This is a genomic window from Pseudomonas sp. URMO17WK12:I12, from assembly GCF_000514395.1.
Classification (GTDB): Bacteria; Pseudomonadota; Gammaproteobacteria; order Pseudomonadales; family Pseudomonadaceae; genus Aquipseudomonas; species Aquipseudomonas mucoides.
In genome coordinates, this window is sequence record NZ_AZVV01000008.1 from 246414 (window position 1) to 270931 (window position 24518).

18 protein-coding genes are annotated in these 24518 nt (G+C 61.6%); 4 read left to right on the top strand and 14 right to left on the bottom strand.

Going from position 1 to position 24518, the window contains the following annotated elements:
* Nucleotides 1–13: 13 nt before the first annotated feature.
* The gene (locus D882_RS0111935) at nucleotides 14–247 is read right to left on the bottom strand and encodes a DUF3203 family protein (RefSeq protein ID WP_027923458.1); all 234 of its coding nucleotides are present in this window, start codon (nucleotides 245–247) and stop codon (nucleotides 14–16) included.
* Nucleotides 248–368: 121 nt separating this feature from the next.
* Here D882_RS0111935 and D882_RS0111940 point away from each other — a divergent pair, with 121 nt between their 5' ends.
* Nucleotides 369–869 carry an MgtC/SapB family protein gene (locus D882_RS0111940; protein ID WP_027923459.1) on the top strand — a complete coding sequence of 167 codons (501 nt, stop codon included), beginning with the start codon at nucleotides 369–371 and terminating at the stop codon, nucleotides 867–869.
* Nucleotides 870–879: 10 nt separating this feature from the next.
* On the opposite strand, the gene D882_RS1000000132880 is transcribed toward D882_RS0111940, so the two are convergent.
* Nucleotides 880–1044 carry a hypothetical protein gene (locus D882_RS1000000132880; protein ID WP_172825905.1) on the bottom strand — a complete coding sequence of 55 codons (165 nt, stop codon included), beginning with the start codon at nucleotides 1042–1044 and terminating at the stop codon, nucleotides 880–882.
* Between the two features lie 197 nt (nucleotides 1045–1241).
* On the opposite strand from D882_RS1000000132880, the gene D882_RS0111950 reads away from it, so the two are divergent.
* The 3 genes from D882_RS0111950 (at nucleotide 1242) to glgB (ending at nucleotide 8969) form a co-directional block, all read left to right on the top strand.
* Nucleotides 1242–3236, top strand: coding sequence for an alpha-1,4-glucan--maltose-1-phosphate maltosyltransferase (locus D882_RS0111950; protein WP_027923460.1), 1995 nt, complete (start codon nucleotides 1242–1244; stop codon nucleotides 3234–3236).
* A gap of 157 nt (nucleotides 3237–3393) precedes the next feature.
* Nucleotides 3394–6735, top strand: coding sequence for a maltose alpha-D-glucosyltransferase (treS, locus tag D882_RS0111955; RefSeq protein WP_027923461.1), 3342 nt, complete (start codon nucleotides 3394–3396; stop codon nucleotides 6733–6735).
* 2 nt (nucleotides 6736–6737) lie between these two features.
* Complete coding sequence (gene glgB, locus D882_RS0111960; RefSeq protein WP_027923462.1) at nucleotides 6738–8969, top strand: 1,4-alpha-glucan branching protein GlgB; 2232 nt, start codon at nucleotides 6738–6740, stop codon at nucleotides 8967–8969.
* A gap of 126 nt (nucleotides 8970–9095) precedes the next feature.
* Here the strand turns inward: glgB and D882_RS0111965 are convergent, their stop codons facing one another.
* From D882_RS0111965 to treZ, 12 genes are all read right to left on the bottom strand, one after another.
* Nucleotides 9096–10169: an autotransporter outer membrane beta-barrel domain-containing protein gene (locus tag D882_RS0111965; protein ID WP_027923463.1), complete on the bottom strand. Its 1074-nt coding sequence runs from the start codon at nucleotides 10167–10169 to the stop codon at nucleotides 9096–9098.
* 316 nt (nucleotides 10170–10485) lie between these two features.
* Nucleotides 10486–11274, bottom strand: a complete 789-nt coding sequence (locus D882_RS0111970) for an endonuclease/exonuclease/phosphatase family protein (RefSeq protein ID WP_027923464.1) — start codon at nucleotides 11272–11274, stop codon at nucleotides 10486–10488.
* A 102-nt stretch (nucleotides 11275–11376) separates the two neighbouring features.
* On the bottom strand, nucleotides 11377–12135 hold the full coding sequence (locus D882_RS0111975) for a PIG-L deacetylase family protein (RefSeq protein ID WP_027923465.1): 759 nt from the start codon (nucleotides 12133–12135) through the stop codon (nucleotides 11377–11379).
* Nucleotides 12136–12261: 126 nt separating this feature from the next.
* Nucleotides 12262–12921 (bottom strand): glycosyltransferase family 2 protein, encoded by a 660-nt coding sequence (locus D882_RS0111980; RefSeq protein ID WP_027923466.1) that lies wholly within the window; start codon nucleotides 12919–12921, stop codon nucleotides 12262–12264.
* On the bottom strand, nucleotides 12918–13517 hold the full coding sequence (locus D882_RS0111985) for an SAM-dependent methyltransferase (protein ID WP_027923467.1): 600 nt from the start codon (nucleotides 13515–13517) through the stop codon (nucleotides 12918–12920). Before D882_RS0111985 ends, D882_RS0111980 begins: the two co-directional genes overlap by 4 nt.
* Nucleotides 13514–14272, bottom strand: a complete 759-nt coding sequence (locus D882_RS0111990; RefSeq protein WP_027923468.1) for a PIG-L deacetylase family protein — start codon at nucleotides 14270–14272, stop codon at nucleotides 13514–13516. Before D882_RS0111990 ends, D882_RS0111985 begins: the two co-directional genes overlap by 4 nt.
* Complete coding sequence (locus D882_RS0111995; RefSeq protein WP_027923469.1) at nucleotides 14269–15249, bottom strand: acyl-CoA dehydrogenase; 981 nt, start codon at nucleotides 15247–15249, stop codon at nucleotides 14269–14271. The genes D882_RS0111990 and D882_RS0111995 overlap by 4 nt, the downstream gene beginning before the upstream one ends.
* A gap of 1 nt (nucleotide 15250) precedes the next feature.
* Nucleotides 15251–17410 (bottom strand): glycogen debranching protein GlgX, encoded by a 2160-nt coding sequence (glgX, locus tag D882_RS0112000; protein WP_027923470.1) that lies wholly within the window; start codon nucleotides 17408–17410, stop codon nucleotides 15251–15253.
* Between the two features lie 103 nt (nucleotides 17411–17513).
* Nucleotides 17514–17846, bottom strand: coding sequence for a DUF2934 domain-containing protein (locus D882_RS0112005; protein WP_027923471.1), 333 nt, complete (start codon nucleotides 17844–17846; stop codon nucleotides 17514–17516).
* Between the two features lie 21 nt (nucleotides 17847–17867).
* Nucleotides 17868–20645 (bottom strand): malto-oligosyltrehalose synthase, encoded by a 2778-nt coding sequence (locus D882_RS0112010; protein WP_027923472.1) that lies wholly within the window; start codon nucleotides 20643–20645, stop codon nucleotides 17868–17870.
* Nucleotides 20642–22720, bottom strand: coding sequence for a 4-alpha-glucanotransferase (malQ, locus tag D882_RS0112015; protein WP_027923473.1), 2079 nt, complete (start codon nucleotides 22718–22720; stop codon nucleotides 20642–20644). The genes D882_RS0112010 and malQ overlap by 4 nt, the downstream gene beginning before the upstream one ends.
* Nucleotides 22717–24513, bottom strand: a complete 1797-nt coding sequence (treZ, locus tag D882_RS0112020) for a malto-oligosyltrehalose trehalohydrolase (RefSeq protein ID WP_027923474.1) — start codon at nucleotides 24511–24513, stop codon at nucleotides 22717–22719. Before treZ ends, malQ begins: the two co-directional genes overlap by 4 nt.
* Nucleotides 24514–24518: the final 5 nt, after the last annotated feature.

Below are 24518 nucleotides of genomic sequence, written 5' to 3' on the forward strand. Positions count from 1 at the left end.
TGATCGGTGTCAGTCAAATCACCGAATCACTGTCCGTGGCCTTCAAATGCCGGCGACCGTCCACCGCGCCTGCTACGGTCAATGCATCGGCTTCTGCTTCGGTGATGTAAATACGCTGGTCGTTGAGGTCCACCGCTGACATGGATTTTTCCGAGTCAGTGATGATGGTGACGTCGGGACCCAAACGAATTTCCTCGCCGTTTTCGGTGGTAAAGAAGCAGGTCTTGTTTTCGATGCGCACGGTCATGGTGTTGTCCTTTTTTCTGCGGGTACTTAAACGTTAGGGCGCATTCGCCGGCCATCGTTCGGTGCAACTGATTAATGGTCGGCGCGGTCCATCCTCAAACAACCCGCACAAGGACCACAGCATGAACGCCTGGTGGCATGAAGTTTGGGTGACGCTGCAAGGGGAGTTCGCCGACATCGGTGACGCGTCCCAATTGACGCGTATTACTGTGCGCCTGCTGATAGCGGCGGTGCTGGGTGGAATTCTCGGTTTCGAGCGCGAGCACAAAGGCAAGGCCGCCGGGGTGCGCACCCACATGCTGGTAGCGCTGGGGGCGGCGCTGTTTGTGCTGGTGCCGCAGATGTCCGGCGCTCAGGCCGACGCCATGAGCCGTGTGGTGCAGGGCGTCATCGCCGGGATCGGCTTTCTCGGCGCCGGGACTATCCTGAAAAACAACGAGGGTGATGAAGGTCATGTCAAAGGCCTGACCACCGCCGCCGGGTTGTGGATGACCGCCGCCATCGGAGTGTCGGCCGGGCTGGGGCGCGAGGCGACGGCGGTGTTCAGTACGTTTTTGGCATTGGCCATTTTTAGCGTGATGCCAAGGATCGTGCGCCTGATCGACAAGGACCGCACCCCGTAAATTGTCATGATCAGGGCTTCACAATCACCGGCGGCAGGGTGCTCGGTGGTTCTTCCCGAGGTGGCGGTTGAGTGCCGGGCGGGTCTTGCTCGGGCACGGGTTGCGGCTCGGTCGGCGGAATCACCGGGCTGTCGATGTTCGGATCAGGTGTTTCGGCAGGGATTGGAATACTCATTGTTCAAGCCTCCAGTGGCACATGGCGTAAGTCGTGCTTAAGTGGATTGACCTCCCGACGCGGGATTTGATTCCCCTTAAACGCCAAGGCAAATCCCTCTGAACTTTTAGTGAAGCCGGTGGCTCCCAACCTAAGTGAATCTATTCAGGGACCATCCGGTACAAGAGCGTCCATGGGGCGTAAAGGAGAGATGCTCGATGACTGCTGAAAAACCGACAGAGCTGAACTACAACCCTCACATGCCGCTGTCGCAGGCGTTGCTGCTACCGCGAATCGCGATTGAAAACACCCACCCGACCCTCGATGGCGGACAGTTCGCCGTCAAGGCCGTGATCGGTCAGGACGTGGTGGTGACCAGCAAAGTGTTTGCCGACGGTCACGACAAACTGGCCGTGCGGGTGCGCTGGCGTGCCGAAGGCGACGAGGTCTGGCAAAGCGCAGTCATGGCGGAGCTGGGCAATAACGGCTGGCAAGGCCAGTTCCGTGTCGTGCGTGAGGGGCGCTACCTCTTTTGCATCGAAGCCTGGATCGATCAGTTCGCCAGCTTCTGTTATGAGCTTGGGAAGAAGCACGCGGCGCGAGTCCCGGTCAGTCTCGAGTTGCAGGAAGGGCGCACGCAGGTCCACCTGGCGGCCGAACGTAGCGACGGCGAGTTGAGCGAACAACTGGCGGCGCTGCACCACGAATTGTCCGGCCTGCTCGAAAACGAGCAGGTGGCGCTGTTTCTGCACCAACGTAGCGCCGACCTGATGGCCCAGGCCGACCATCGTGCTTATCTCAGCCTCAGCCCCGAGTTCCCGCTGGATGTCGAACGGGAACTGGCGCAGTTCGCCAGTTGGTATGAGTTGTTTCCGCGCTCGATCACCGACGATCCGGCCCGTCATGGCACCTTCAATGATGTGCACTCGCGGTTGCCGATGATTCAGGACATGGGCTTCGACGTCCTGTACTTTCCGCCGATCCACCCGATCGGCCGCAGTTATCGCAAAGGCCCGAACAATTCCCTGACCGCCGGCCCCGACGATCCCGGCAGCCCCTATGCGATTGGTGGCGAAGAGGGTGGGCACGAGGCGATTCATTCAGAACTGGGGACCCGCGAAGACTTCCGCCGACTGGTCGCCACGGCGGCGGACTACGGACTGGAAATCGCCCTCGATTTTGCCATTCAGTGCTCACAGGACCACCCCTGGCTGCAGCAGCACCCGGGCTGGTTCAACTGGCGGCCGGACGGCACGATCAAATACGCCGAGAACCCGCCGAAGAAATACCAGGACATCGTCAACGTCGATTTCTATGCGGCCGAGGCGATTCCCAGTCTGTGGGTCGAATTGCGCGACATCGTGGTCGGCTGGGTCGAGGAGGGCGTGAAGATCTTTCGCGTCGACAACCCGCACACCAAGCCGCTGCCGTTCTGGCAATGGCTGATCGCCGATGTACGCGCGTTGTACCCCGAAGTGATTTTTCTCGCGGAAGCCTTTACCACCCCGGCGATGATGGCGCGGCTGGGCAAGGTCGGTTACTCGCAGAGCTACACCTATTTCACCTGGCGCAACACCAAGCATGAGCTGGCGACGTATTTCACCGAGCTCAATGAATCGCCGTGGCGCGAATGCTACCGGCCGAATTTCTTCGTTAACACGCCGGACATCAACCCGTTCTTTTTGCACGAGTCCGGGCGTGCCGGTTTTCTGATCCGCGCGGCGCTGGCGACCATGGGCTCTGGCCTATGGGGCATGTACTCGGGTTTTGAACTGTGTGAATCGGCGCCGATCCCGGGCAAAGAGGAATACCTGGACTCCGAGAAGTACGAAATTCGCCCAAGGGACTTCAATGCGCCGGGCAACATCATTGCCGAGATCGCGCAGCTCAACCGCATCCGCCGGCAGAACCCGGCATTGCATACGCACCTGGGCCTGAAGGTCTACAACGCGTGGAACGACAACATTCTGTATTTCGGCAAGCGCAGCGCGGACGGCAGCAACTTCATTCTGGTGGCGGTCAGTCTCGATCCGCATAACGTCCAGGAAGCGAATTTCGAATTGCCGCTGTGGGAAATGGGTTTGCCTGACGACGCCATCACCCAGGGCGAAGACTTGATGAACGGGCATCGCTGGACCTGGTATGGCAAGTACCAGTTCATGCGTATCGACCCGGCGTATCAGCCGTTCGGCATATGGCGAATAACCGTCTAGAACGCAGAACCTGTGGGAGCGAGCCTGCTCGCGAAAGCGGTGATCCAATCGCCAAAGATGGATCGGATGTACCGGCCTCTTCGCGAGCAGGCTCGCTCCCGCAGGTAATCATTGTGTTTGGGCTCAGCGGCTTTTTCGATTTCAACAGGAGTTTCAAATGGCGAAGAAACCCAAGGCAGCCACCTTCATCAAGGACCCGCTCTGGTACAAGGACGCGGTGATCTACCAGGTTCACGTCAAATCATTTTTCGACTCCAACAATGACGGGATCGGCGACTTTCCCGGCCTGATCGCCAAACTCGACTACATTGCCGACCTCGGCGTCAACACCATCTGGCTATTGCCGTTCTACCCCTCGCCACGCCGCGATGATGGCTACGACATCGCCGAGTACCGAGGTGTCCACGCCGACTACGGCACGATGGCCGATGCCAAGCGCTTCATCTCTGAAGCCCATGAACGCGGCCTGCGTGTGATTACCGAACTGGTCATCAACCACACCTCGGACCAGCACGCCTGGTTCCAGCGTGCGCGCAAGGCCAAACCCGGCTCGGCGGCGCGGGACTTTTACGTCTGGTCCGATGACGACCACAAGTACGACGGCACCCGGATCATCTTTCTCGACACCGAGAAATCCAACTGGACCTGGGACCCGGTGGCCGGCCAATACTTCTGGCACCGTTTCTACTCCCACCAGCCGGACCTGAATTTCGATAACCCGCAGGTCATGAAAGCCGTGCTCTCGGTGATGCGCTACTGGCTCGACATGGGCATCGACGGCCTGCGGCTGGACGCCATTCCGTACCTGATCGAACGGGACGGCACTAACAACGAAAACCTCCCCGAGACCCACGACGTCCTGAAGCAGATCCGCGCCGAGATCGACGCCAATTACCCGGACCGCATGCTGCTGGCCGAAGCCAATCAATGGCCGGAAGACACGCAACTGTATTTCGGTGAAACCGACGCCCAGGGCTTGAATGGCGACGAATGCCACATGGCCTTTCACTTCCCGTTGATGCCGCGCATGTACATGGCGCTGGCCCAGGAAGATCGCTTCCCGATCACCGACATCCTGCGCCAGACCCCGGAGATCCCGGCCAATTGTCAGTGGGCGATTTTCCTGCGCAACCACGATGAGCTGACCCTGGAAATGGTCACCGACAAGGAGCGCGATTACCTGTGGAATTACTACGCGGCCGACCGTCGGGCGCGAATCAACCTGGGGATTCGCCGTCGACTGGCGCCGCTGGTGGAGCGAGATCGCCGTCGCGTTGAGCTGCTCAATAGCCTGCTACTGTCGATGCCCGGCACGCCAACCCTGTATTACGGCGATGAAATCGGCATGGGCGACAACATCTACCTCGGCGACCGCGATGGCGTGCGCACGCCGATGCAGTGGTCGATTGACCGCAACGGCGGGTTCTCCCGCGCCGACCCGGCGAGCCTGGTGTTGCCACCGATCATGGACCCGCAATACGGCTACCTGTCGGTCAACGTCGAAACCCAGGCTGGCGATCCGCATTCGCTGCTCAACTGGACCCGACGCATGCTCGCGGTGCGCAAACAGTCCAAGGCGTTCGGGCGCGGTACGCTGAAAATGCTTTCGCCGAGCAACCGCCGGATTCTGGCCTACACCCGTGAATTCACTGGCGAGGATGGCAAGCACGAAATCATCCTCTGTGTAGCCAACGTCTCGCGCAGTGCCCAGGCGGCGGAACTCGACCTGTCGGCGTACGTCGGCATGGTGCCGGTGGAGATGCTCGGTGGTAATGCGTTCCCTCCGATTGGACAGTTGAATTTCCTCCTGACCCTGGCGCCATACGGCTTCTATTGGTTCGGGCTCGCGGCGGAAAACCAGATGCCGAGCTGGCACGTGGAACCGGCACAAAGCCTGCCGGACTTCACCACGCTGGTGTTGAAGAAACGCATGGAAGAACTGCTCGAAACGCCGTCTCGCGGCACGCTGGAACAAGGCATTCTGCCGAATTGGCTACAGAACCGCCGCTGGTTTGCCGGCAAGGACGCGGCCATCGAACAGGTCAACCTGGCCTATGGCGTACGCTTCGGCGATCCGCTGCACCCGGTGCTGTTGAGCGAAATCGAAGTCACCAGCGCCGGCCAGACCCACCGCTACCAGTTGCCATTCGGCTTTATTCCCGAAGATCAGGTCGGCGCCGCACTGCCTCAGCAGCTGGCGTTGTCGCGGGTGCGTCGGGGCCGTCAGGTGGGTTTGATTACTGATGCCTTCAGCCTCGAACCCTTTATCCATGCCGTGCTGGCTGGTATGCAGAACGAGACGGTGTTGCCGTCGAGCGCGGGTGACATCCGCTTCGAGCCGACCGTGGAGCTGGCGAAACTCGGACTGACGCAAGAGTCGCCTGTTCGCTATCTGTCGGCCGAGCAATCCAACAGTTCGGTGGTGATCGGCAACAGCCTGGTGCTCAAACTGATCCGCAAACTCGCCTCGGGCGTGCACCCGGAACTGGAAATGAGCGCCTACCTGACCAACGCCGGGTTCCAGAACATCTCGCCACTGCTGGGCTCGGTGGTGCGCCGTGACGAACACGGCGAAGACACCTTGTTGATGATCGCCCAGGGTTATTTGAGCAATCAGGGTGATGCCTGGGAATGGACCCAGAACAACCTTGAACGCGCGCTGCGTGACGAGTTGGCTGATGCGATCTCCGAGCAGGAACAGCACTACAACGCCCTCGGTGAGCTGAGGGATTTTGCCGGCATGCTCGGCCAGCGCCTGGGGGAAATGCACCAGGTGCTGGCAGCGCCGACCCAAGACAAGGACTTCGCGCCGCAGGTGACGACGGCGAAAGAGGCACTGGCCTCGGCCAAGGACGTGGCGGCGCAGCTGGAGCACGCGCTCAAGTTGCTCAAACAGCATCAAAATCAACTGAACCCGGCGGACCAAGCCTTGGTCAGTCGTTTACTGGACGAGAAAAAAGCCATCCTCAGCCACGTTCAGGAACTGGGCAGGAAAGCCGTCGGTGGCTTGCGCATCCGCGTCCACGGCGACTTGCACCTGGGCCAGGTGTTGGTGATCAAGGGCGATGCCTACCTGATCGATTTCGAGGGTGAGCCGGCGCGGCCGCTGCGTGAACGACGGGGCAAGCACAGCCCGTACAAAGACGTCAGCGGCGTGTTGCGTTCATTCGATTACGCCGCCGCGATGACGATCAATGTGCATAACGTCGACAACACGGCTGAGGCTCAGGGGGCGCGCCATCGGGTCGCCGAGCGTTACCTGATTGAAGCAAAACAGGCATTTGTCGACGCTTATCGGCTGGCGGCAGCTAGTCTTGCTCATGCGTGGCAAGATCCGGAAGGCGAGGACGCCGCGCTGGCGTTGTTCGGTCTGGAGAAGGCGGCCTATGAAGTGGCGTATGAGGCCGAAAATCGACCCACTTGGCTGCCGGTGCCGTTGCACGGTTTGTATGGATTATTAAGTGGGCTTAAACCCTTTTCCGATCTTGGTGGAGAGTAGTCATGAGTTTCTCGAACAAGGAACAGGGTCACGCTAAAGAGGCGTTACTGCCCAGATCGCGGGACATCGACGCGCTGGTGCGCGCCGAGCATCACGACCCCTTTGCAATTCTCGGCCCCCATGGCGATGGCGCCGGTGGGCAATTCATTCGTGCCTATCTGCCGGACGCCTTGAGCGTGCAAGTGTTGGCCAGGGACTCCGGGGAAGAGCTCGGCCACCTTGAAGCCACCCAGACACCGGGGCTGTTTGTCGGGCATTTCGACCGCGCCCAGGCGTACCTGTTGCGCACCCGTTGGGCCGGTGGCGAACAAGTCAGCGAAGACCCTTACAGCTTTGGCCCGCTGCTCGGCGAGATGGATTTGTACCTGTTTGCCGAAGGCAATCACCGCGACCTGAGCAGTTGCCTCGGCGCGCAGTTGAAGACGGTCGACGGCGTCGACGGCGTGCGTTTCGCCGTGTGGGCGCCCAACGCCAAGCGCGTGTCGGTGGTCGGTGATTTCAACAACTGGGACGGTCGTCGCCATCCCATGCGTCTGCGCCATCCGACCGGGGTCTGGGAGCTGTTCATCCCGCGTCTGCGAGCCGGTGAGGCGTACAAATACGAAATCCTCGGCAGCCACGGCATATTGCCGCTCAAGGCTGACCCGATGGCGTTGGCCACTACCTTGCCGCCAGACACGGCCTCGAAAGTCGCTTCGCCGCTGAACATCGACTGGCAGGATCAGGCGTGGATGGCGTCGCGTGGCGAACGTCAGCGACCTACGGCGCCGCTGTCGATCTACGAACTGCATGCCGGTTCCTGGCAATGTGAGCTGGACGATCTGGGCGAGGTCGCCCGCCAGTACACCTGGCACGAGTTGGGTGAGCGGCTGATTCCGTATGTGAAGGACTTGGGCTTCACTCACATCGAACTGATGCCGATCATGGAGCACCCGTTTGGCGGCTCGTGGGGTTATCAACTGCTGTCGCAATTCGCCCCCAGCGCCCGTTACGGTTCGCCGGATGACTTTGCCGCGTTCGTCAACGCCTGCCACCAGGCGGAAATCGGCGTGATTCTCGATTGGGTGCCGGCGCATTTTCCGACCGACACCCACGGCCTGGCGCAATTCGACGGCACGGCGTTGTATGAATACGGCAACCCGCAGGAAGGTTTTCATCAGGACTGGGACACGCTGATCTACAACCTCGGCCGCACCGAAGTGCACGGTTACATGCTGGCTTCAGGGTTGCACTGGCTCAAGCATTTCCACGTCGATGGGCTGCGTGTCGATGCGGTGGCGTCGATGCTCTATCGCGATTACTCGCGCAAGGCTGGAGAATGGGTGCCGAACCGCCACGGCGGTCGTGAAAACCTCGAAGCCATCGACTTCTTGCGTCACCTCAACGACGTGGTGGCGCTCGAGGCGCCGGGTGCGCTGGTCATCGCCGAAGAGTCCACCGCATGGCCGGGTGTCAGCCAAAGCACGCAACAGGGCGGTCTGGGCTTTGCCTACAAATGGAACATGGGCTGGATGCACGATTCGCTGCATTACATCCAGCAGGACCCGGTGTACCGCGCCCATCATCACAACGAATTGAGTTTTGGCCTGGTGTACGCCTGGTCCGAGCGTTTCATCCTGCCGATTTCCCACGATGAAGTGGTCCACGGCAAGCACTCGCTGATCGACAAGATGCCCGGCGACCGCTGGCAGAAGTTTGCCAATTTGCGCGCCTACTTGAGCTTCATGTGGACGCACCCGGGCAAGAAGCTGTTGTTCATGGGCTGCGAATTTGGCCAATGGCGCGAGTGGAACCACGATCAGCAACTCGACTGGTACCTGCTGCAATACCCCGAGCACAAAGGGGTGCAGAAGCTGGTCGGCGACCTCAATCGGCTGTACCGCGAAGAGCCGGCGCTGCATGAGCAGGACGATGCCCCGCAAGGCTTCCAGTGGCTGATCGGAGACGATGCGATCAACAGCGTCTACGCGTGGTTGCGCTGGAGCAAGGAGGGGCGGCCGGTGCTGGTCGTGGCCAACTTTACGCCGGTGCCGCGTGAGGGCTATCGCGTCGGCGTACCGTTTGCCGGGCGCTGGACCGAATTGATCAACAGCGATGCGGCGATGTATGCCGGTTCCAATTATGGCAACAGTGGCGGGGCGTTTACGGAGGAGGAACCGAGCCATGGGCAGGCACTGTCGCTGGTATTGAATCTGCCGCCGCTGGCGGTATTGATCTTGCGGCCTGAGGGCTGATCTGAGACCGAGTCGCTCCCATCGCGGGCAAGCCACGCTCCCACAGGGGTACGCATTCCAACTGTGGGGGCGAGGCTTGCTCGCGAAGGCGTCAGCCCTGACAAAGCCTCTTTTGATGTCTGGCGCTCACCACCGCATCCGCACCCCCAGACTCCCGATCAACCCATTCAAATCATTGTCATCCACATCACTGCTGTAATCCGCACTGACGTAGAAACTCACCGCTGGCGTGACCTTGGCCACCAATCCCAGCCCCACCTCAACCGTGGATGAATTGCGGCTGCTGCTGATCTTGTCGACCTGATCGAGGGTCACGGTATTGCCGGTGTACACGGTGTGCCACAAGTTGGTCCGCACGTAGGGTTCGACGCCCAGGCCATTGATGTCGTAACTCCCTTTCAATCGCGCACCGACCCGGCCGCTCCAGGACGTCAGGTCGCTGGATGACGCGTTCCCTGAGCCGGCATACGGCGTATCCAGTGTGATGCGTTGATTGATCAACTGAGCCTGGGGTTCGACGACCCAGTTCTCACTCAGGCCAATCGGGAAACCGCCTTCCACCGACAACGTCATCGCACTGCCTTCGGTGGCTTGCCGCGCGCCCTGGTCATTTCGGCTGAAGCCGTTGACCCGGCCACCGCTGGCGGTCAAATCCACGTGCCAGCCTTGAGGGCCGGTCAGGCTCCAGTAAGCACCGAGACTCTGGCCTTGAAGGTTGAGGGTATCGTTGTTGGGGTCGGCCAGGGCTGGACTGGTCAGCAAGCCGTTGCTATTGCCTTGTAATCGGGTGGTGCCGCCGACCAGTCCGACCTGCTGGGTATGACCGCTACCACTCTGCAAGGTGAGGATCGCCGGCCCTTTGAATTCAGTGCTGCCCGTGATCGAAGAGCCCTGTGACAGAAAATCGGTTTGCGCCTGCCGCGACGGCTTGCCGTAGACCTGGTCCCAGGTCGAAGGCGCTTCGTCTTCGATGGTCAGGTGTGAACTTCGACTATCGGACGCGGCGCCGAAGTGACCGGGGTACAGCGAGGTGAAATGCGTGGTTGGCAAGGTGAGGACGGGAACATCCTGGCGATACCATGGAAGGGTTTCTTCCTCCGCGGGTGCCGCCTGGGCCTCGAGGGTCGAGCACAGCAGGATAGAGCTCGAGACAGTGCAAAAAGTGACTTTTATCTCTTGTTGGGTGAATGAAGTCTTCATGGGGGTCTACCTTGCAATCGCATGCGGTATCTCGCTGTGGCGTCTCTCCTACCCCGAATGAGGGGCGGCCGAATGGAGTGAGGGCAAGCCGCTGGGCGCCCGGATTGGCGGGTGTCTGGGGGGGATGCCCCCTGATGGTACTTCGGGGGTAGTAAGGTGTAGCTAAGAAGACCGTTGACGGTGCGTCAAGAAAATGCCCGATAAATGGTATGGGTATTTTAGGCGCTGCAAGTGACTGATTTTCGACGCAGATCTAAGCGCTTGTTTGTTCGACAAAACGTCAAGAAAGCCGCTAATCAGAGCTTTTACTCAATTGCTAGAGGTGTACCTCCACCGCCAGCGGCAGGTGATCCGACAGGTGCGTCCAGGGTTTATTGCCGAGGATTCGTGGTTCATGGCTACTGGCATTGCGCAGGTAAATCCGGTCCAGGCGCAGCAACGGAAAACGCGCGGGGTAGGTTTTGGCCGGTCGCCCGTTATGGCGTTCGAACGCTTCGTGCAGGTAGTCGCGACGGGCGAGGGCGGCATTGCCGTGCAACTGCCAGTCGTTGAAATCGCCGGCAATAATCACCGGGGCATCGTCGGGCAGGGAGTCCAGCAGTTGGCAGAGGAGCTGCAACTGCAACTGACGATGACTTTCGAGCAGGCTCAGGTGTACGCAAATCGCATGCACTTCAGCGTGCCCAGGCACCTCCAGCACGCAATGTAACAACCCGCGTCGTTCGGGACCGGTGATTGACACGTCAAGGTTACGGAACTCGCGGATCGGGTATTTCGACAGCAAGGCATTGCCGTGGTGGCCATCCGGGTAGACGGCATTGCGCCCATAGGCGAAATCGCTCCACATGCTGTCGGCGAGGAATTCGTATTGCGAGGTCTGCGGCCAGTTGTAATAACGCGAAGAGTGCCGATCGTGTTCGCCGACCACTTCTTGCAGGAACACAAGATCTGCCGACGTACTGCGCACCGCCTCGCGCAGCTCCGGGAGGATGAAACGCCGGTTGAAGGCGGTGAAGCCCTTGTGCGTATTGACCGTCAGCACCCTCAGGCGATGAATCGCCGGGGACGGCTTGAGGGTGGCCCGCTGCTCGGAATCGCTGGTCACGATGGCTCCTCTGAAATTTGGCTGCTTATGCATGCGACTGATGCAGTGCCGTGCAGTTCAGCGGGATCCTCGCATTACCGCGATTTTGGGTTTTGCGGTGTGTCAGACGAAGACGATTTCATAGGGCAAGCGCATGCGGTCCAGGATCACCCGGGGCAGCAGCGGTGCGATGCCCAAGGCCGGTTCGCCGTCGAGCTGGCTGGCGTAGGCATGGGTGGCGTGGCTTTTGCGCGCGACCGTCCAGGTGTCGAGGCGGACTTTGCGGGCCCGATGCCAGGGCATCAGCCCCTGGTCACGAGCCGGCCAGTGCCAGGCCCACACCGGTATTTCATGGAATGTCGCACCGACCATGCTCGCCGCAGCGGCGGTGGCACGGCCGACGGCGTCGTGGTCGGGCGTGCCGTCTTCGCGCCAGGTGCTGAACACCACGTCGCCGGGACGCAGGTAGCGGGCGATGAAACGGGTCAGTTGCGTCTCGTATTCCGCCAGGACGAAATCAGTGAAGCCCCCCCGAATCCATTTCAGGCTGTGCATCGGCAAGCCGAGCCGGCGCAAGGCCTCGACGCTTTCCTGACCGCGAAACACGCTTAGGCGCTTTTCCGACCATTGTTGTGAGCCCGGTTGAGTGGCACTGCCATCGGTGACCGAGATCAATTGAAGGGGATGACCGAGGGTCGAGAGCAACTGCAACAGGCCGCCGCAGGTGACCACTTCATCGCCGGGATGCGGCGCGATCACCACGGCGCGAGCGCCGGCGGGGACCAGGGTCTGGGTGTTGATGACGGGGATGTTGTCCAGTTGCAGCGCGCTGTTCCAGATTTGTGCTGGCTGGCTGCTGTCGATGATGGAGACGGATTTCATCGGGGCTACGTCCTTGTTCTGTTTGATAGCAATGTGCGACTTCTCCGTACCCTGGATCGTCGCGTGCTGAGTATTGCTCAAGTAATCCTATTCGTCGCGTAACGGTTCCACCTAAGCCGGTTTTTTTTAGTCGATCTTTGCCAGATCGTGTAAATAGTCGCCGAAACCACCCCGAGCGCGACTGTCCAGGCGGGCGCTGGTGAGCACTTGCGGGCGATGACTCCAGGCAATTTTCGCGCCGCAGCGCTCCAGTTGTCGCACCAGTTGCACATCTTCATGGCAGGCCAGCGGTTCGAACCCGCCGGCGCGCCGATAGGCGTCGGCACTGATGCCCAGGTTGGCGCCGTGAATGTGCCGATGGCCGTCGCGGGCGTGGTAATGCTGGTGGTAGCGAATCTGTGCCGATTCGTCGAATGACTCGTGCCACGCATCGACCGTGACCGTGCCGCACACCGCGTCCGCATCCAGGGACAACTGCGCCACCAGCCAATCCTGCGCGACTCGACTGTCGGCGTCTGAGCAGGAAATCCAGCGCACCCCCAATGCCAGCAGAAAGCTTGCCCCGACCGCGCGTGCCTGGCCGACGTTGCGAGCCTCGATGCTCAGACTGTGGACCGGGTAGCGCTGGACAATCTCGCCCGATCGATCGGTGCAACTGTCGAGCACCACCAGCACCGCGACGCTTTCACCGCGCAGCAACTCATGTTGCGACGCACACAGGGCGGCTTGCAGGCAGTCGGCGAGCAAGTCTTCTTCATTATGCGCGGGGATCAGAATGCCAATCATCGCAGGCCCTCAAGTGTCGCCACGGAGCGTGGTTCGCGGCTCCAGAGCTCCAGCAGGAAATCCGCTTCCTGATGCAAGACCAGACGCGGCAGCGGCAAGTGTTCGTGGAGCAAGTCGTGCACTTGTCGTGCGTTCAACGGGCAGCCGTCGATGGGCGGGCGCCAGTGGCAGGCCAGCAGTTGGCCGTCGGCGGTGAGTGACTGTTCGGCTTGTTGGATCAGGCGTTTCAAGTCCTCGGCATCGAGGTAGTAACCGATTTCACTGAGCACGATCAGGTCGAATTTTTCCTCCGGCCAATCGACTGGCAAGCGCGCGTGGCGCACTTCGGCGTGATCGAACGGGCCGAGGCGGGTGCGCGCCAACGCAACGGCTGCGGCGGCGGTGTCGCAGCACAGCAGGCGATCGCAACGGCTGGCCAGTTCAAAACTCAGTTCGCCATTGGCGCAGCCGGGTTCAAAGATCGCGCGGTAATGCGCACGGGGCAGGGCGGCGAGGGTGATGGCGCGTTTGCGCTGCTCGTACCAGCGCTGACGAAACGCCCACGGATCATCGTTACCGGCAAACAAGCCGTCGAAATAACGATCGTCGACACTCATAGGAACACCACCTCGAACGGCTGCAACAGGCGGTCCAGCACGTAGGGCGCCAGTACGGGCGGCAGGCCGATGTGCGGGTCACCTTCCAATTGGCTGGCGAAGGCGTGAATCGCATGGCGTTTGCGCGCGATCAGCGGCGGTGTCAGGAGGATTTTTCGTGCGCGGTGCCACGGTACAAACGCGTCTTCCGGCGTTGCCCAGTGCCAGGTCCACACCGGCAGTTCATGCAGGGTTGCACCGACGCGTCTGGCGGCGGTGGCACTGGCTCGCCCCACGGCTTCATGATCGCAATGGCCGTCTTCGCGCCAGGTCGTGAACACCACGTCGTTGGGGCGCAGATGCTGTTCGATGAACGCGCTCAACTCGATTTCGCGCGCGGCGACCTGGCTATCGCTGAAACCGCCGCGCAGCCATTTCAGCTGGTGCAGCGGCAAACCGAGACGGCGCAGCGCTTCAGCCGATTCTTGCGGACGCACGGCGCTCAGACGTTCCACGGGCCAGCGTGTCGAACCGGGATGACTGGCGCTGCCATCGGTGACCGAAATCAGTTGCAACGCCCGACCCGCCGCCGCAAGCACTTGCAGGAAACCACCGCAGCCCAGCACTTCATCGTCCGGGTGCGGAGCGATGATCACCGCGCGGGCGCCTTCTGGCACCAGGCTGAGGATGTCGATCACCGGTAATTGCGCCAGCTGAAGGGAGGTTTGCCACAGGTGCAGGGGCGTGCCCTGGCCGACGATGGGGTTGGTTTTCATAACGTCCATGTTCCGTTGATGGTGTGTTTGCCCAGTGCGGCAAGGTCCCGCTCGGCATGGCTTTGTCGCAGGAACACCGGCAGGTCGGCAATCAGCCGGGCGAATTGCCGGTCCTTGCAGTAAGGCCCGGCGCCGAGGGCGTGGCCGACGTGCAGGATCACCTGTTCGGCGGCCTGTTCGACCACCGCCCGGGCGCGGCGAGCCAGCAACTCGGCGTTATCCAGCGGCGAAGCGTCGATGCTCATGGCGCTGGCGCGCAACACCTGCACGGCGGCGAAAAGAGCACGGTCGACCGCGCCGAGGTGGGCGAGGGCGTGGGGTTCTTCGCGTTGCGCACAGTGCGTGCGCAGGCGTTCGGCGAGGCTGCGTGCGGCGCCGTACCAGCAGGCGGCAATGCCGATCCCGCCCTGCCAGAAACCGGGCCGTTGCAAGTAATCACCGGGTTGGCCAATGAGGTGCGTGTCAGCATGGTCGAACAGCACGTCGACGCTGCCGGTGGCGGCCATGCCGACGGCTTGCCAGCCTTGATCCGTCACGCTGACGCCGGGTTGATCCAGTGCCACCGCGACCAATTGCTGACAGTCGTTTTCATCCCACGCGGTGAGCAAGGCATGGCTCAACACCGCCGCGCCCGAGCACCAGGCTTTGCGCCCGTTCAGCAAACCTTGGGGGCTGACCCGCACCCGCGCATTCGGCGGTTCAGCGGCCCACATGCCCCACGTGCTACCGGGTGTGGGCTCGCCACCCCGTTGCGCGATGATTGCGAGCGCATCGGTGTGACCTTCGTACAGTTTGCACAACCCCAAATCATGCCCGCCGACCTCGGCCAAACGCTGAAAACGCTCCAGCGTCCGACCACTGCCCGGCAGCGGAAGCTGATCCAGTCCAGCTTCCACCAGCGCCCGCAGACACTGACCTAACGTCTGAGTGTCAGGGTAATGCGCGGGTTGGCGAGCGAGAAACGCCTGAAGGTCCATTTCACTCTTCTTCCTCATGCTGCAATTCGAACAGCAGCAGCGAACGCCCGGTCACTGAATATTCGTGGCCGATTTCAAAGCGTTCCTGCCCGCGAATCGACGGTTGATTGGTGTCGATCATGCAGGTCCAGAACCCGCCGTCCGGCACTTCCGGCAAGGTGAAGTTGACGATGTCGTGGTGCGCATTGACCACCAGCAACAGGGTCGCGTCAGCACCTTTGCGGCGGATGCCGGTTTCCTGAGCGCGGCCATCAAGCAAGATCCCCAGACAACGGCCGTGGGCCTCGCCCCATTGTTCCTGGGACATTTCACTGCCGTCCGGCGCGAGCCAGGTGATGTCCTTGACCCCGATGTCCTCGTTGTAATTGCCCACCAGGAAGCGCCCGCGACGCAGGATCGGGTAGGCCAGGCGCAACTTGATCAGACGTTTGACGAATTTGAGCAGCGCCTTGCCGTCCTCGCTGAAGTCCCAGTTGACCCAGCCGATCTCGCTGTCTTGGCAGTAGGCGTTGTTGTTGCCTTCCTGAGTACGGGCGAATTCGTCGCCGGCCACCAGCATCGGCGTACCCTGGGACAGCAACAGCGTGGCAAAGAAGTTGCGCATTTGCCGTTGGCGCAACTCGTTGATCTCGGGATCGTCGGTCGGGCCTTCGACACCATGGTTCCAGGACAGGTTGTTGTTGCTGCCGTCCTGATTGTTCTCGTCGTTGGCTTCGTTGTGCTTGTCGTTGTACGACACCAGGTCGTTGAGGGTGAAGCCGTCGTGGGCGGTGATGAAATTCAACGAGGCATAAGGCCGGCGGCCGCGCTGGTTGAACATCTCGCCCGAGGCGGTCATGCGGCTGGCGAAATCGGCGAGTTGGCCGTCATCACCTTTCCAGAACGCGCGCACGGTGTCGCGGAACTTGTCGTTCCATTCCACCCAGCCCGGCGGGAAGTTGCCGACCTGATAGCCGCCGGGGCCGCAATCCCACGGTTCGGCAATCATCTTCACCTGGCGCAGCACCGGGTCCTGACGACAGGCCACGAGGAAGCTGTGACGTTCATCAAAACCGTCGTGGTAGCGCCCGAGAATGGTCGCCAGGTCGAAGCGGAAACCGTCGACGTGCATTTCCGTTGCCCAGTAGCGCAAGGAGTCAGTGACCATTTGCAAGACGCACGGATGGCTCAGGTCCAGGGTGTTACCGGTCCCGGAATCGTTGATGTAGAAGCGTTTGTCGTCGGGCATCAAGCGGTAGTACGAGGCGTTGTCGATGCCGCGCATGGACAGGGTCGGCCCTTGTTCATTGCCCTCGGCGGTGTGGTTGTAGACCACGTCGAGAATCACTTCCAGGTTGGCTTCGTGCAGGTGCGCAACCATCTCCTTGAACTCGGCTATCTTGCCACTGGCCAGATAGCGCGGGTCCGGGGCAAAGAAGGCGATGCTGTTGTAACCCCAATAATTGGTCATGCCTTTGTGCAGCAAGTGCTGGTCATTGACGAACGCATGGATCGGCAGCAACTCAACCGACGACACCCCGAGTTTGCGGATATGTTCCAGCACGTCATCGACCATCAACCCGGCAAAGGTGCCACGCACGTTCTCGGGGACGGAAGGGTGACGCATGCTGATGCCGCGCACGTGGGTTTCGTAAATGATGGTTTTGTCCCACGGCACGCTGACGCGATGGTCGTGGCCCCAGGTGTGCGCCGGGTCGATGACTTTGCATTTGGGCACGAAGGGCGCGCTGTCGCGTTCATCGAAACTGAGGTCGGCGTCGGGGTGGCCGATGGTGTAGCCGAACAGCGCTTCGGACCATTTCAACTGACCGACCAGTTGCTTGGCGTAAGGGTCGATCAGCAATTTGTTGGGGTTGAAACGATGACCATTGGCCGGGTCGTAAGGGCCGTAGACGCGATAACCGTAAATCAGCCCCGGATGGGCGTCCGGCAAGTAGCCGTGGTAGATCTCGTCGGTGTATTCGGGCAGTTCGATCCGTTCAAGCTCCACTTCGCCGGCGTCGTCGAAGATGCACAATTCGACGCGGGTGGCGTTGGCGGAAAACAAGGCAAAGTTGACCCCCAGACCATCCCAGGTTGCGCCCAGCGGGAAGGGCAAGCCTTCACGGATTCGCGAAGCCTCGGCGTGAGGTTCTGGCGCGGATTTTTTTGGCGTGGTCATACGTGCTCCTGCAAGAAAGAATCGGGTGTTTTTCGAGGGCGAGCGCGCCCTCAGTGGCGAGCGAACTCGCCACGTTTGCGATCAGGACAATTCGGTTGGCGCGTCAGGTTATCGGTGGTTTTTTCGCCACGCGAGGCTTCTTCTCGACGGCTTTTTCACCCGGCGGGATCACTTTCGACGCCGCTGCGGGTTTGGCCTTGGCCTTCGGTTTGGCGACGCTGGCTTTACCGTCCAGTGCGCCATTGCCTTTGGCTGCCGCAGGCTTGGCAGCGGTTTTACTGCCACTGGACTTCGGTGTTTTTTTCGGTGCCAGGGCTTCCGCTTCGGCCAGTTTGCGCGCCATCTCCCAGTGGCGGAGTTCCTGACCCTCGGGTTTTCCTTCCGATTCCCAGATCTGATAGGCAAATTCGCTAACGCGTTTATCGTCGGTACTCATCGCAATGCTCCTGAACTGAACTCAAGCTTGGGTAAAGAGTTGGATAAAGAGATTGACCGGGACAACCCCCAGCGCGGCGCTGATGTTCAGCTCCCTGTTTTTTGTGACTGCGACGCTGGAAAAAAGTCCCTTCAGATTTTCATCGGAGGAGGCGAACGGCAATTTGACCCGTGTATCGCCCCACAGCGGCGCATCAATCTGTGGTTGGGCACTGTTTTTCAGCAGTTCGGCGCAGCGTATCGGGACGATCACGATGGCGCGTTTTCCCTTCAGCACGCGGGCAAATGCCAGCACCCGATGGGCCTGACTGCCGATCACTTCAAGGGCCTGATAGCGCCCTCGGGAAAACAGTTCGGCATGCTCGGCGCGCAGGTGCAGCACCTCGGCGATCAGCGTCTGCTTGATGCGCCCGTCACGCCAGCTCGACAACAGTTCGGGCCCCTCCGGTGTCGCTTGAAGGGCTCGTTCACGACTGGCGTAATCCACCGGCCGGCGGTTGTCCGGATCGACCAGGCTGAAGTCCCAGAAGTCGTTGCCCTGATAGAGGTCCGGCACCCCCGGCACGGTCATTCGCAGCAAGGTTTGCGCCAAGCCGTTGATGGCGCCGGAAGGCGCAATGGCCTGAACGGCTTTGCCGAGGGCGGCACGTAACAGCTCACCTTCAGGCGCCAGAAACAGTCGCTCGATAAACCCCTGCATCGACTGTTCATACGGTTCGTTCGGCGCGCTCCAGCTGCTTTGCAGTTTGGCTTCGCGCAGGGCTTTTTGTTGCCACTGCCAGAGGCGTTTGGCGTAATCCGCCAGCGCTGGTTGATCGTCAATGTGCAGGGTCAACGGCCAACTGCCGAGGATCGCCTGATACAGGATCAACTCATCGCCCGTAGACGGCATGTGGTCGTCGTCGCGCAGCGGTCGGGCGAGCGTGCGCCAGAGCGGGACTTGCTCGGCGTACCAGGCGCTGCGTTCGCTCAACACCGCCAGGCGTGCGCGGGTGTCTTCGCCGCGTTTGTGGTCGTGGGTGGCGGTGGCCAGCAGGTTGTCCGGGAATTCGGCCAGGCGATTGGCGCAGGCCCCATGAAAGTCCGACACCGGGGCGCTGAACTGTTCGGTGCTGAACCCCACGTCATTGCGTGACAGCAATACCGCCGAGCGATAGAACGCGGTGTCTTCTACCGCCTTGGCGGCAGCCGGCGATGTCAGTTGCTGAAAGCGTACGCAGGCATGCTTGAGCATCTTGCGCTGGCGACCCACCGGACGTTTGCGCCACGGTTCGCCGCCGAGCCAACCGGCCAGGCAATCGAGCACTGGCCAATCGGCTTCGCTGAGGGTGTGGCGTGCACCGTCCATGGCCTGCTGGAAAAACACATCGTCTTCAGCGGAGCGGCCACGGGGGCTGATGTAGGTGCGGTACACCGGGAAGTGCACGATCAATTCCTGTAACGCCCGGCGGATCGCACCGAGGGTCAGGTCGCGGGTCATCAGGTCGTCCCGGGCCACCTGCAGCAAGGCCTGAGCGACACTTTCGAAATCACCGGCCAGCGAGCCATTGAGGATCTGCTGCCGCGCCAGTTGCGCTTCCTGCTGGAAGTCGGCCGGCCGTTCGCTGTAGCGCTGCCAGAGTTCGCCGAGGGTGTGTGCGCCTTGCGGATCGTGTTGCAGCAGCGACAACTGGTTCATGAACTCGTAACCGGTGGTGCCGTCCACCGACCAGTCGCGGTGCAAGGTTTCGCCTTCGCCGAGGATCTTCTCGACGTAGATCGGCAAGTGCCGCCCCGGTGACAGGCGATCGACCCGGCGGCGCAATTTGCGGCAGTAGCCACGGGGATCGGCGAGGCCGTCGATATGGTCGATGCGCAGACCGTCCACCAGCCCCTCAGCCACCAGTTCGAAGATTTTCGCGTGGGTGGCTTCGAACACGGCGGGGCGTTCGACGCGCAGGCCGCCCAGTTCGTTGACATCGAAAAAACGACGCCAGTTGATGTCATCTGCTGCGGTGCGCCAACTGGCCAGACGATAGCTCTGGCGTTCGAGCACGTTGTGCAGGCGTTGGAAACCGTCGGGTGTGAGCGAGTCGTAAGCGCCGAGGTGCTGTTCGATGGACTTCAGCAGCGAAGGAGCGCTGGCCAGATCGCGCAATTCGGCTTTCAGTGGCACCGCCAGGCTGTGTGCGTCGGTCTGGTAACTCAGGGTGGTGAAGCGTTCCGCCAGTGACTTCAGCGGTTCGACCTCGGTGGGCAGCAACTCGCCGTAGTTCATCGGGCAGATCGGGAAACGGTGGTCGTAGTGCTGCACATAAAAGCTGCCGTCCTGCGCATCGAAGCGCAAGGGCAGGGTGCCGTCCTGCAAGGCGATGCCGTAGTCGCTGCCGAGGAACGGCAGCAACAGCTGACCTTCCATCAACGGGTCCGGCGAGTGCCATTGGATGTCGAAAAACTCGCCGAACGGACTCAGGCGCCCCCATTCCAGCAAGTCGAGCCACCACGGATTATCCGCGCCACCGACGGCCATGTGGTTGGAGACGATGTCGAGGATCAGCCCCATCCGCTGTTCGCGCAGGGCACTGACCAGACGTCGCAGTGCGGGTTCGCCACCCAGTTCGGGGTTGACGGTGGTCGGGTCTACCACGTCGTAGCCATGCATCGAGCCGGCGCGCGCGGCCAGCAGCGGCGAAGCGTAGACGTGGCTGATGCCCAGTCGGGCGAAGTACGGCACCAGCGGCACTGCTTGATCGAGGGTGAAGCCTTTATGAAACTGCAGCCGCAGGGTCGCCCGCAGCGGTTGGATATTCGACGCGGTCATTGGTCACGCTCGCCCGCCTGAAGCCGCGCGCAGGCGAGCAATTCGAGGCGTCGGGCCGCGTCCGGGTCATCGAGCAGGGCTTCGCTGTCGCCGGGCAGGCGTCGTGACCAGTTGGGATGGGCGTCGATGGTGCCGGGCAAGTTGGCCTGCTGTTCAATGCCCAAGGCATCTTCAAGCGGCAGCAACACCAACGGCGCGCGGGTATGCCCGAGGAAACGGACACTGGCGTCGAGCACCTGATCGGTTTCGTGGGACTCTTCGCGAAAGTTCTGTGGGTCCTGACTCAACACGCGGCGCAGGCCTTCGCGTTCGCGTTCGCGGTGTTGGCGCCACTCGATTTCACTGCTGGCGTCGGTCAGGCCGAGCCGTGCGTTCCAGTCGATGTCGCGGCCGTGCCACCAGCCATTGAGCGTCGGCAAGTCATGGGTGCTGGTGGTCGCCAGTGCGTTGTCCGGCCAGTCGAGGATCGGTTTGAAGTGGGCGTTGTCCTGTTCAAACAACAGCACGCGCATGCCGAGGATCGAACGTGCAATGAGCTTTTCCCGCAGGCCATCCGGCACGGTGCCAAGGTCTTCGCCCAGCACAATCGCTTGATGACGGTGGGACTCGAGCGTGAGCAAACGCAGCAAGTCGTCAACCGGGTAGTACAGGTAGGCGCCATCGCGGGGCAGTGCGCCGTTCGGGATCACCCACAAGCGTTGCAGGCCCATGATGTGGTCGATCCGCAAACCGCCGGCGTGGGCGAAATTGGCGCGGAGCATTTCGATAAACGCACGGAATCCATTGCGCACCAGACCTTCTGGCGAAAACGCAGAGATGCCCCAGCCCTGGCCGGTCCGGTTGAGGATGTCTGGCGGCGCACCCACTGTCAGCGAGGCGAGCAATTCGTCCTGGCGGCTCCAGGCCTGACTGCCACCGCCGTCAGCGCCCACCGCGAGGTCGGCGATCAGGCCAATGCTCATCCCGGCACCGCGGGCCGCGGTTTGCGCGCGCTCCAGGCAGCGGGTGATCAGCCACTGGCAGAAGGCGAAGAAACCGATGCGTGCGGCGTTCTCTTCAGCGAATTCGGCCAAGGCAGCGCTGCGCGGGTCGCGCCATTGCTCGGGCCATTCGCGCCAGTCGAGGCTCTCGCCTTTGGCGGCGCGGGCCTCTTGCAGGGCTTCGAAGCGGCAATGATTTTCCAGTGCTTCGCCCGAGGCATGGCGGAAGCTGCTGAAGTCTTCGTGCAAGGGATGTTCACCGTGGACGAAGCCTTCGTACAACGCCTGCAGAATGCGGTGTTTGGCTCGTGCGGCTACGGGCCAGTCAATCAGCGGCCGTTCTTCAAGCGCTTGCAGTTCGGCGGCAAGCCCCGTGGCGTCAATCGCCGCGCGCATGGCGCGCTCGCCGAGGATCGCACCGGGCGCGGCATACAGGCTGTTGAGAAACAAACGGCTGGAAGGGGAATAGGGGCTGTACCGCTGGGTGTCGCTGCCGAACATGGCGTGCAACGGACTGATCGCCAACGCCTCGGCGCCGCGTTCACCGGCCACCCGTGCAAGGTCTTCCAGCGCCTGGGTGTCGCCGAAACCGCCATCGCCGGCCCGTCGTAGGGAGTACAGCTGCACGCTCAGGCCCCAGGTGCGCGGAATCGGATTGTCGACTGCGTCGCCGACGCTGTAGCAGCGCTCGGGCGCCACCGCCAGGGTGAAGGACTGTCCGTCGATGCTGACGTGTTGGTAACCGACCGGAATCAGCCCCGGCAGCACTGCTTTTGCATCGAGTTTCAGGTAGATCTTCGAACCGTCTTCGAGGTGGATGTCGCACGGGGTTTCGGGCTCGAAGTAACGCGCCAGATCGAGACCGGCACCGACATCGACCGTCAACAGCGGCGGCAGGCGGTGGGTCTGCTGGACGGCTTGCAGTTCCAGCAGGCTCGCGTCGATTTCCTGGGCACTGCCGGCCGGGTGGCCGAGGCCGGTGAGCACGGCGCGCAGCACCGACGGGCCGACTTTTTGCGGGCGGCCATTGGCGTCGATCCAGTCGACGGCCAGGCCAGCGCGGCTGGCCAGTATTTCAAGTTGCGCATCGCTCATAGGCGCTCTCCATCCGGGGGTAGCAAAGGGGCTGCGGCCGTGAGACTGACTAGCGCGCAATACGGGGCAAGTTTGCCCTCGTGCAACAGGCCGGCCGAGTGGGGCGGGTGTTCGAACAGCAAGATCGTGTCGGCCTGTGGGGTGTGGACCACTGGCGTGTCGCTGAGGTTCAGGTCAATGCGCAGCTCACTGCCATCGCCCAGTCGCCAGCGAGCGCTCACCGCCCCGTGGCCGAGCACGTCGGCGCCCAATGCCTGGGCACCGGGCAGGCGAGGGATGAGGTGCTGATGGCGCAGCTGTAACAGGCGGCGATAGAGGTCGTGAATGGACGGCAGTGCGCTGGCCCCCAGCTTCGGTCGCGACACGTCGAAGGTCCGGGGCGCATTCGGATCCGGAATCTGTTCACGTTTGTGCGGATCGGCAAAGGCGCTGAATGCCGCAAACTCATTGCGTCGACCTTCGCGCACCAGTTCTGCGAGTTCACCGTGGTGGCTGGTGAAAAACAGAAACGGCGCCTGCGCGGCGAATTCGTCCCCCATGAACATCAGCGGGATCATCGGCGACAACAGCAGCAGTACGGTGGCCGCGTAGAGCGCATCGGGATGAGTCAGTTGATGCAACCGTTCACCTAACGCACGGTTGCCGATCTGGTCATGGTTTTGCAGAAACAGCACGAAGGCGGTCGGCGGCAAGTGACCACTGGGCTCACCTCGCGGCGTGCCGTGGCGATTGAGGTGGCCCTGAAACACAAAGCCCTGGCTCAGGCAGCGGGCCAGTTGTTCGGTGGGCTGCTCGGCATAATCGGCGTAGTAGGCGTCGGTTTCACCGGTCAGCAACACATGCAGGGCGTTGTGGCCGTCATCGTTCCACTGCGCGTCGAAGCCTTTTTCCAGCAGGCTCGCCTCATTGTGCTCGTTTTCCACCATCAGCCACACATGGCGCGAGGGTTCGGTTTGCTGGCGAACGCGCTGCGCCAACTCTTCAAGGAAATCCGGGCTTTCAATGGCGTGCACCGCATCCAGGCGCAAGCCGTCGAAGCGGTACTCCAGCAACCACATCAACGCATTGTCGATGAAGAAATCCCGCACCTCGCGCTGCCGGAAGTCGATGGCCGCACCCCACGGCGTGTGTTTGTCTTCGCGGAAAAAGGCCTTGGCATAGCGGTGCAGGTAATTGCCATCCGGGCCGAAGTGGTTGTAGACCACGTCGAGAATCACCGCCAGGCCAAGGCCATGGGCGGTGTCGATCAGGTGCTTGAGTTGTTCCGGCGAGCCATAGGACGCCTGCGGCGCGTAGGGCAAGACGCCGTCGTAGCCCCAATTGCGATCACCGGGGAATTGCGCCAGCGGCATCAGCTCGATGGCGGTGATGCCCAGTTCGACGAGGCGCGACAAGTGTTGCTCGACGGCACTGAAACCACCGAGCACACCGACGTGCAGCTCGTAGATGATCGCCTCGTTCCATGGCCGGCCCTGCCAGGTGTTGTGTTGCCAGCGATAAGCCAGCGGATCGACCACCACGCTGTGGCTGCCAATATCGCCGGCCTGCGCGCGAGAGGCCGGGTCCGGCACCTCCAGCTCGCCATCGATGTTGTAACGGTAGCGGGTGCCCGCGGGGCAGCGGGTCTTGATCACGAACCAGCCGTCAACCTGAGGCAACAGCGGCAAGGATTGTCCATTTTCCAGTTCGACACTGACGTAAAACGCATCCGGCGCCCACAAGGCAAAACGCGTGTGCTCTGCGTCCAGCATGATTGCGCCGTGGGGCCAGGTCTCAAGGGTCCGTAACGGCATCGTTG

Bases quoted from the DNA above. Each gene is read 5' to 3' on its own strand.
- D882_RS0111935 (WP_027923458.1), bottom strand. From the start codon at position 247: ATGACCGTGCGCATCGAAAACAAGACCTGCTTCTTTACCACCGAAAAC.
- D882_RS0111940 (WP_027923459.1), top strand. From the start codon at position 369: ATGAACGCCTGGTGGCATGAAGTTTGGGTGACGCTGCAAGGGGAGTTC.
- D882_RS1000000132880 (WP_172825905.1), bottom strand. From the start codon at position 1,044: ATGAGTATTCCAATCCCTGCCGAAACACCTGATCCGAACATCGACAGC.
- D882_RS0111950 (WP_027923460.1), top strand. From the start codon at position 1,242: ATGACTGCTGAAAAACCGACAGAGCTGAACTACAACCCTCACATGCCG.
- treS (WP_027923461.1), top strand. From the start codon at position 3,394: ATGGCGAAGAAACCCAAGGCAGCCACCTTCATCAAGGACCCGCTCTGG.
- glgB (WP_027923462.1), top strand. From the start codon at position 6,738: ATGAGTTTCTCGAACAAGGAACAGGGTCACGCTAAAGAGGCGTTACTG.
- D882_RS0111965 (WP_027923463.1), bottom strand. From the start codon at position 10,169: ATGAAGACTTCATTCACCCAACAAGAGATAAAAGTCACTTTTTGCACT.
- D882_RS0111975 (WP_027923465.1), bottom strand. From the start codon at position 12,135: ATGAAATCCGTCTCCATCATCGACAGCAGCCAGCCAGCACAAATCTGG.
- D882_RS0111980 (WP_027923466.1), bottom strand. From the start codon at position 12,921: ATGATTGGCATTCTGATCCCCGCGCATAATGAAGAAGACTTGCTCGCC.
- D882_RS0111985 (WP_027923467.1), bottom strand. From the start codon at position 13,517: ATGAGTGTCGACGATCGTTATTTCGACGGCTTGTTTGCCGGTAACGAT.
- D882_RS0111990 (WP_027923468.1), bottom strand. From the start codon at position 14,272: ATGAAAACCAACCCCATCGTCGGCCAGGGCACGCCCCTGCACCTGTGG.
- D882_RS0111995 (WP_027923469.1), bottom strand. From the start codon at position 15,249: ATGGACCTTCAGGCGTTTCTCGCTCGCCAACCCGCGCATTACCCTGAC.
- glgX (WP_027923470.1), bottom strand. From the start codon at position 17,410: ATGACCACGCCAAAAAAATCCGCGCCAGAACCTCACGCCGAGGCTTCG.
- D882_RS0112005 (WP_027923471.1), bottom strand. From the start codon at position 17,846: ATGAGTACCGACGATAAACGCGTTAGCGAATTTGCCTATCAGATCTGG.
- D882_RS0112010 (WP_027923472.1), bottom strand. From the start codon at position 20,645: ATGACCGCGTCGAATATCCAACCGCTGCGGGCGACCCTGCGGCTGCAG.
- malQ (WP_027923473.1), bottom strand. From the start codon at position 22,720: ATGAGCGATGCGCAACTTGAAATACTGGCCAGCCGCGCTGGCCTGGCC.
- treZ (WP_027923474.1), bottom strand. From the start codon at position 24,513: ATGCCGTTACGGACCCTTGAGACCTGGCCCCACGGCGCAATCATGCTG.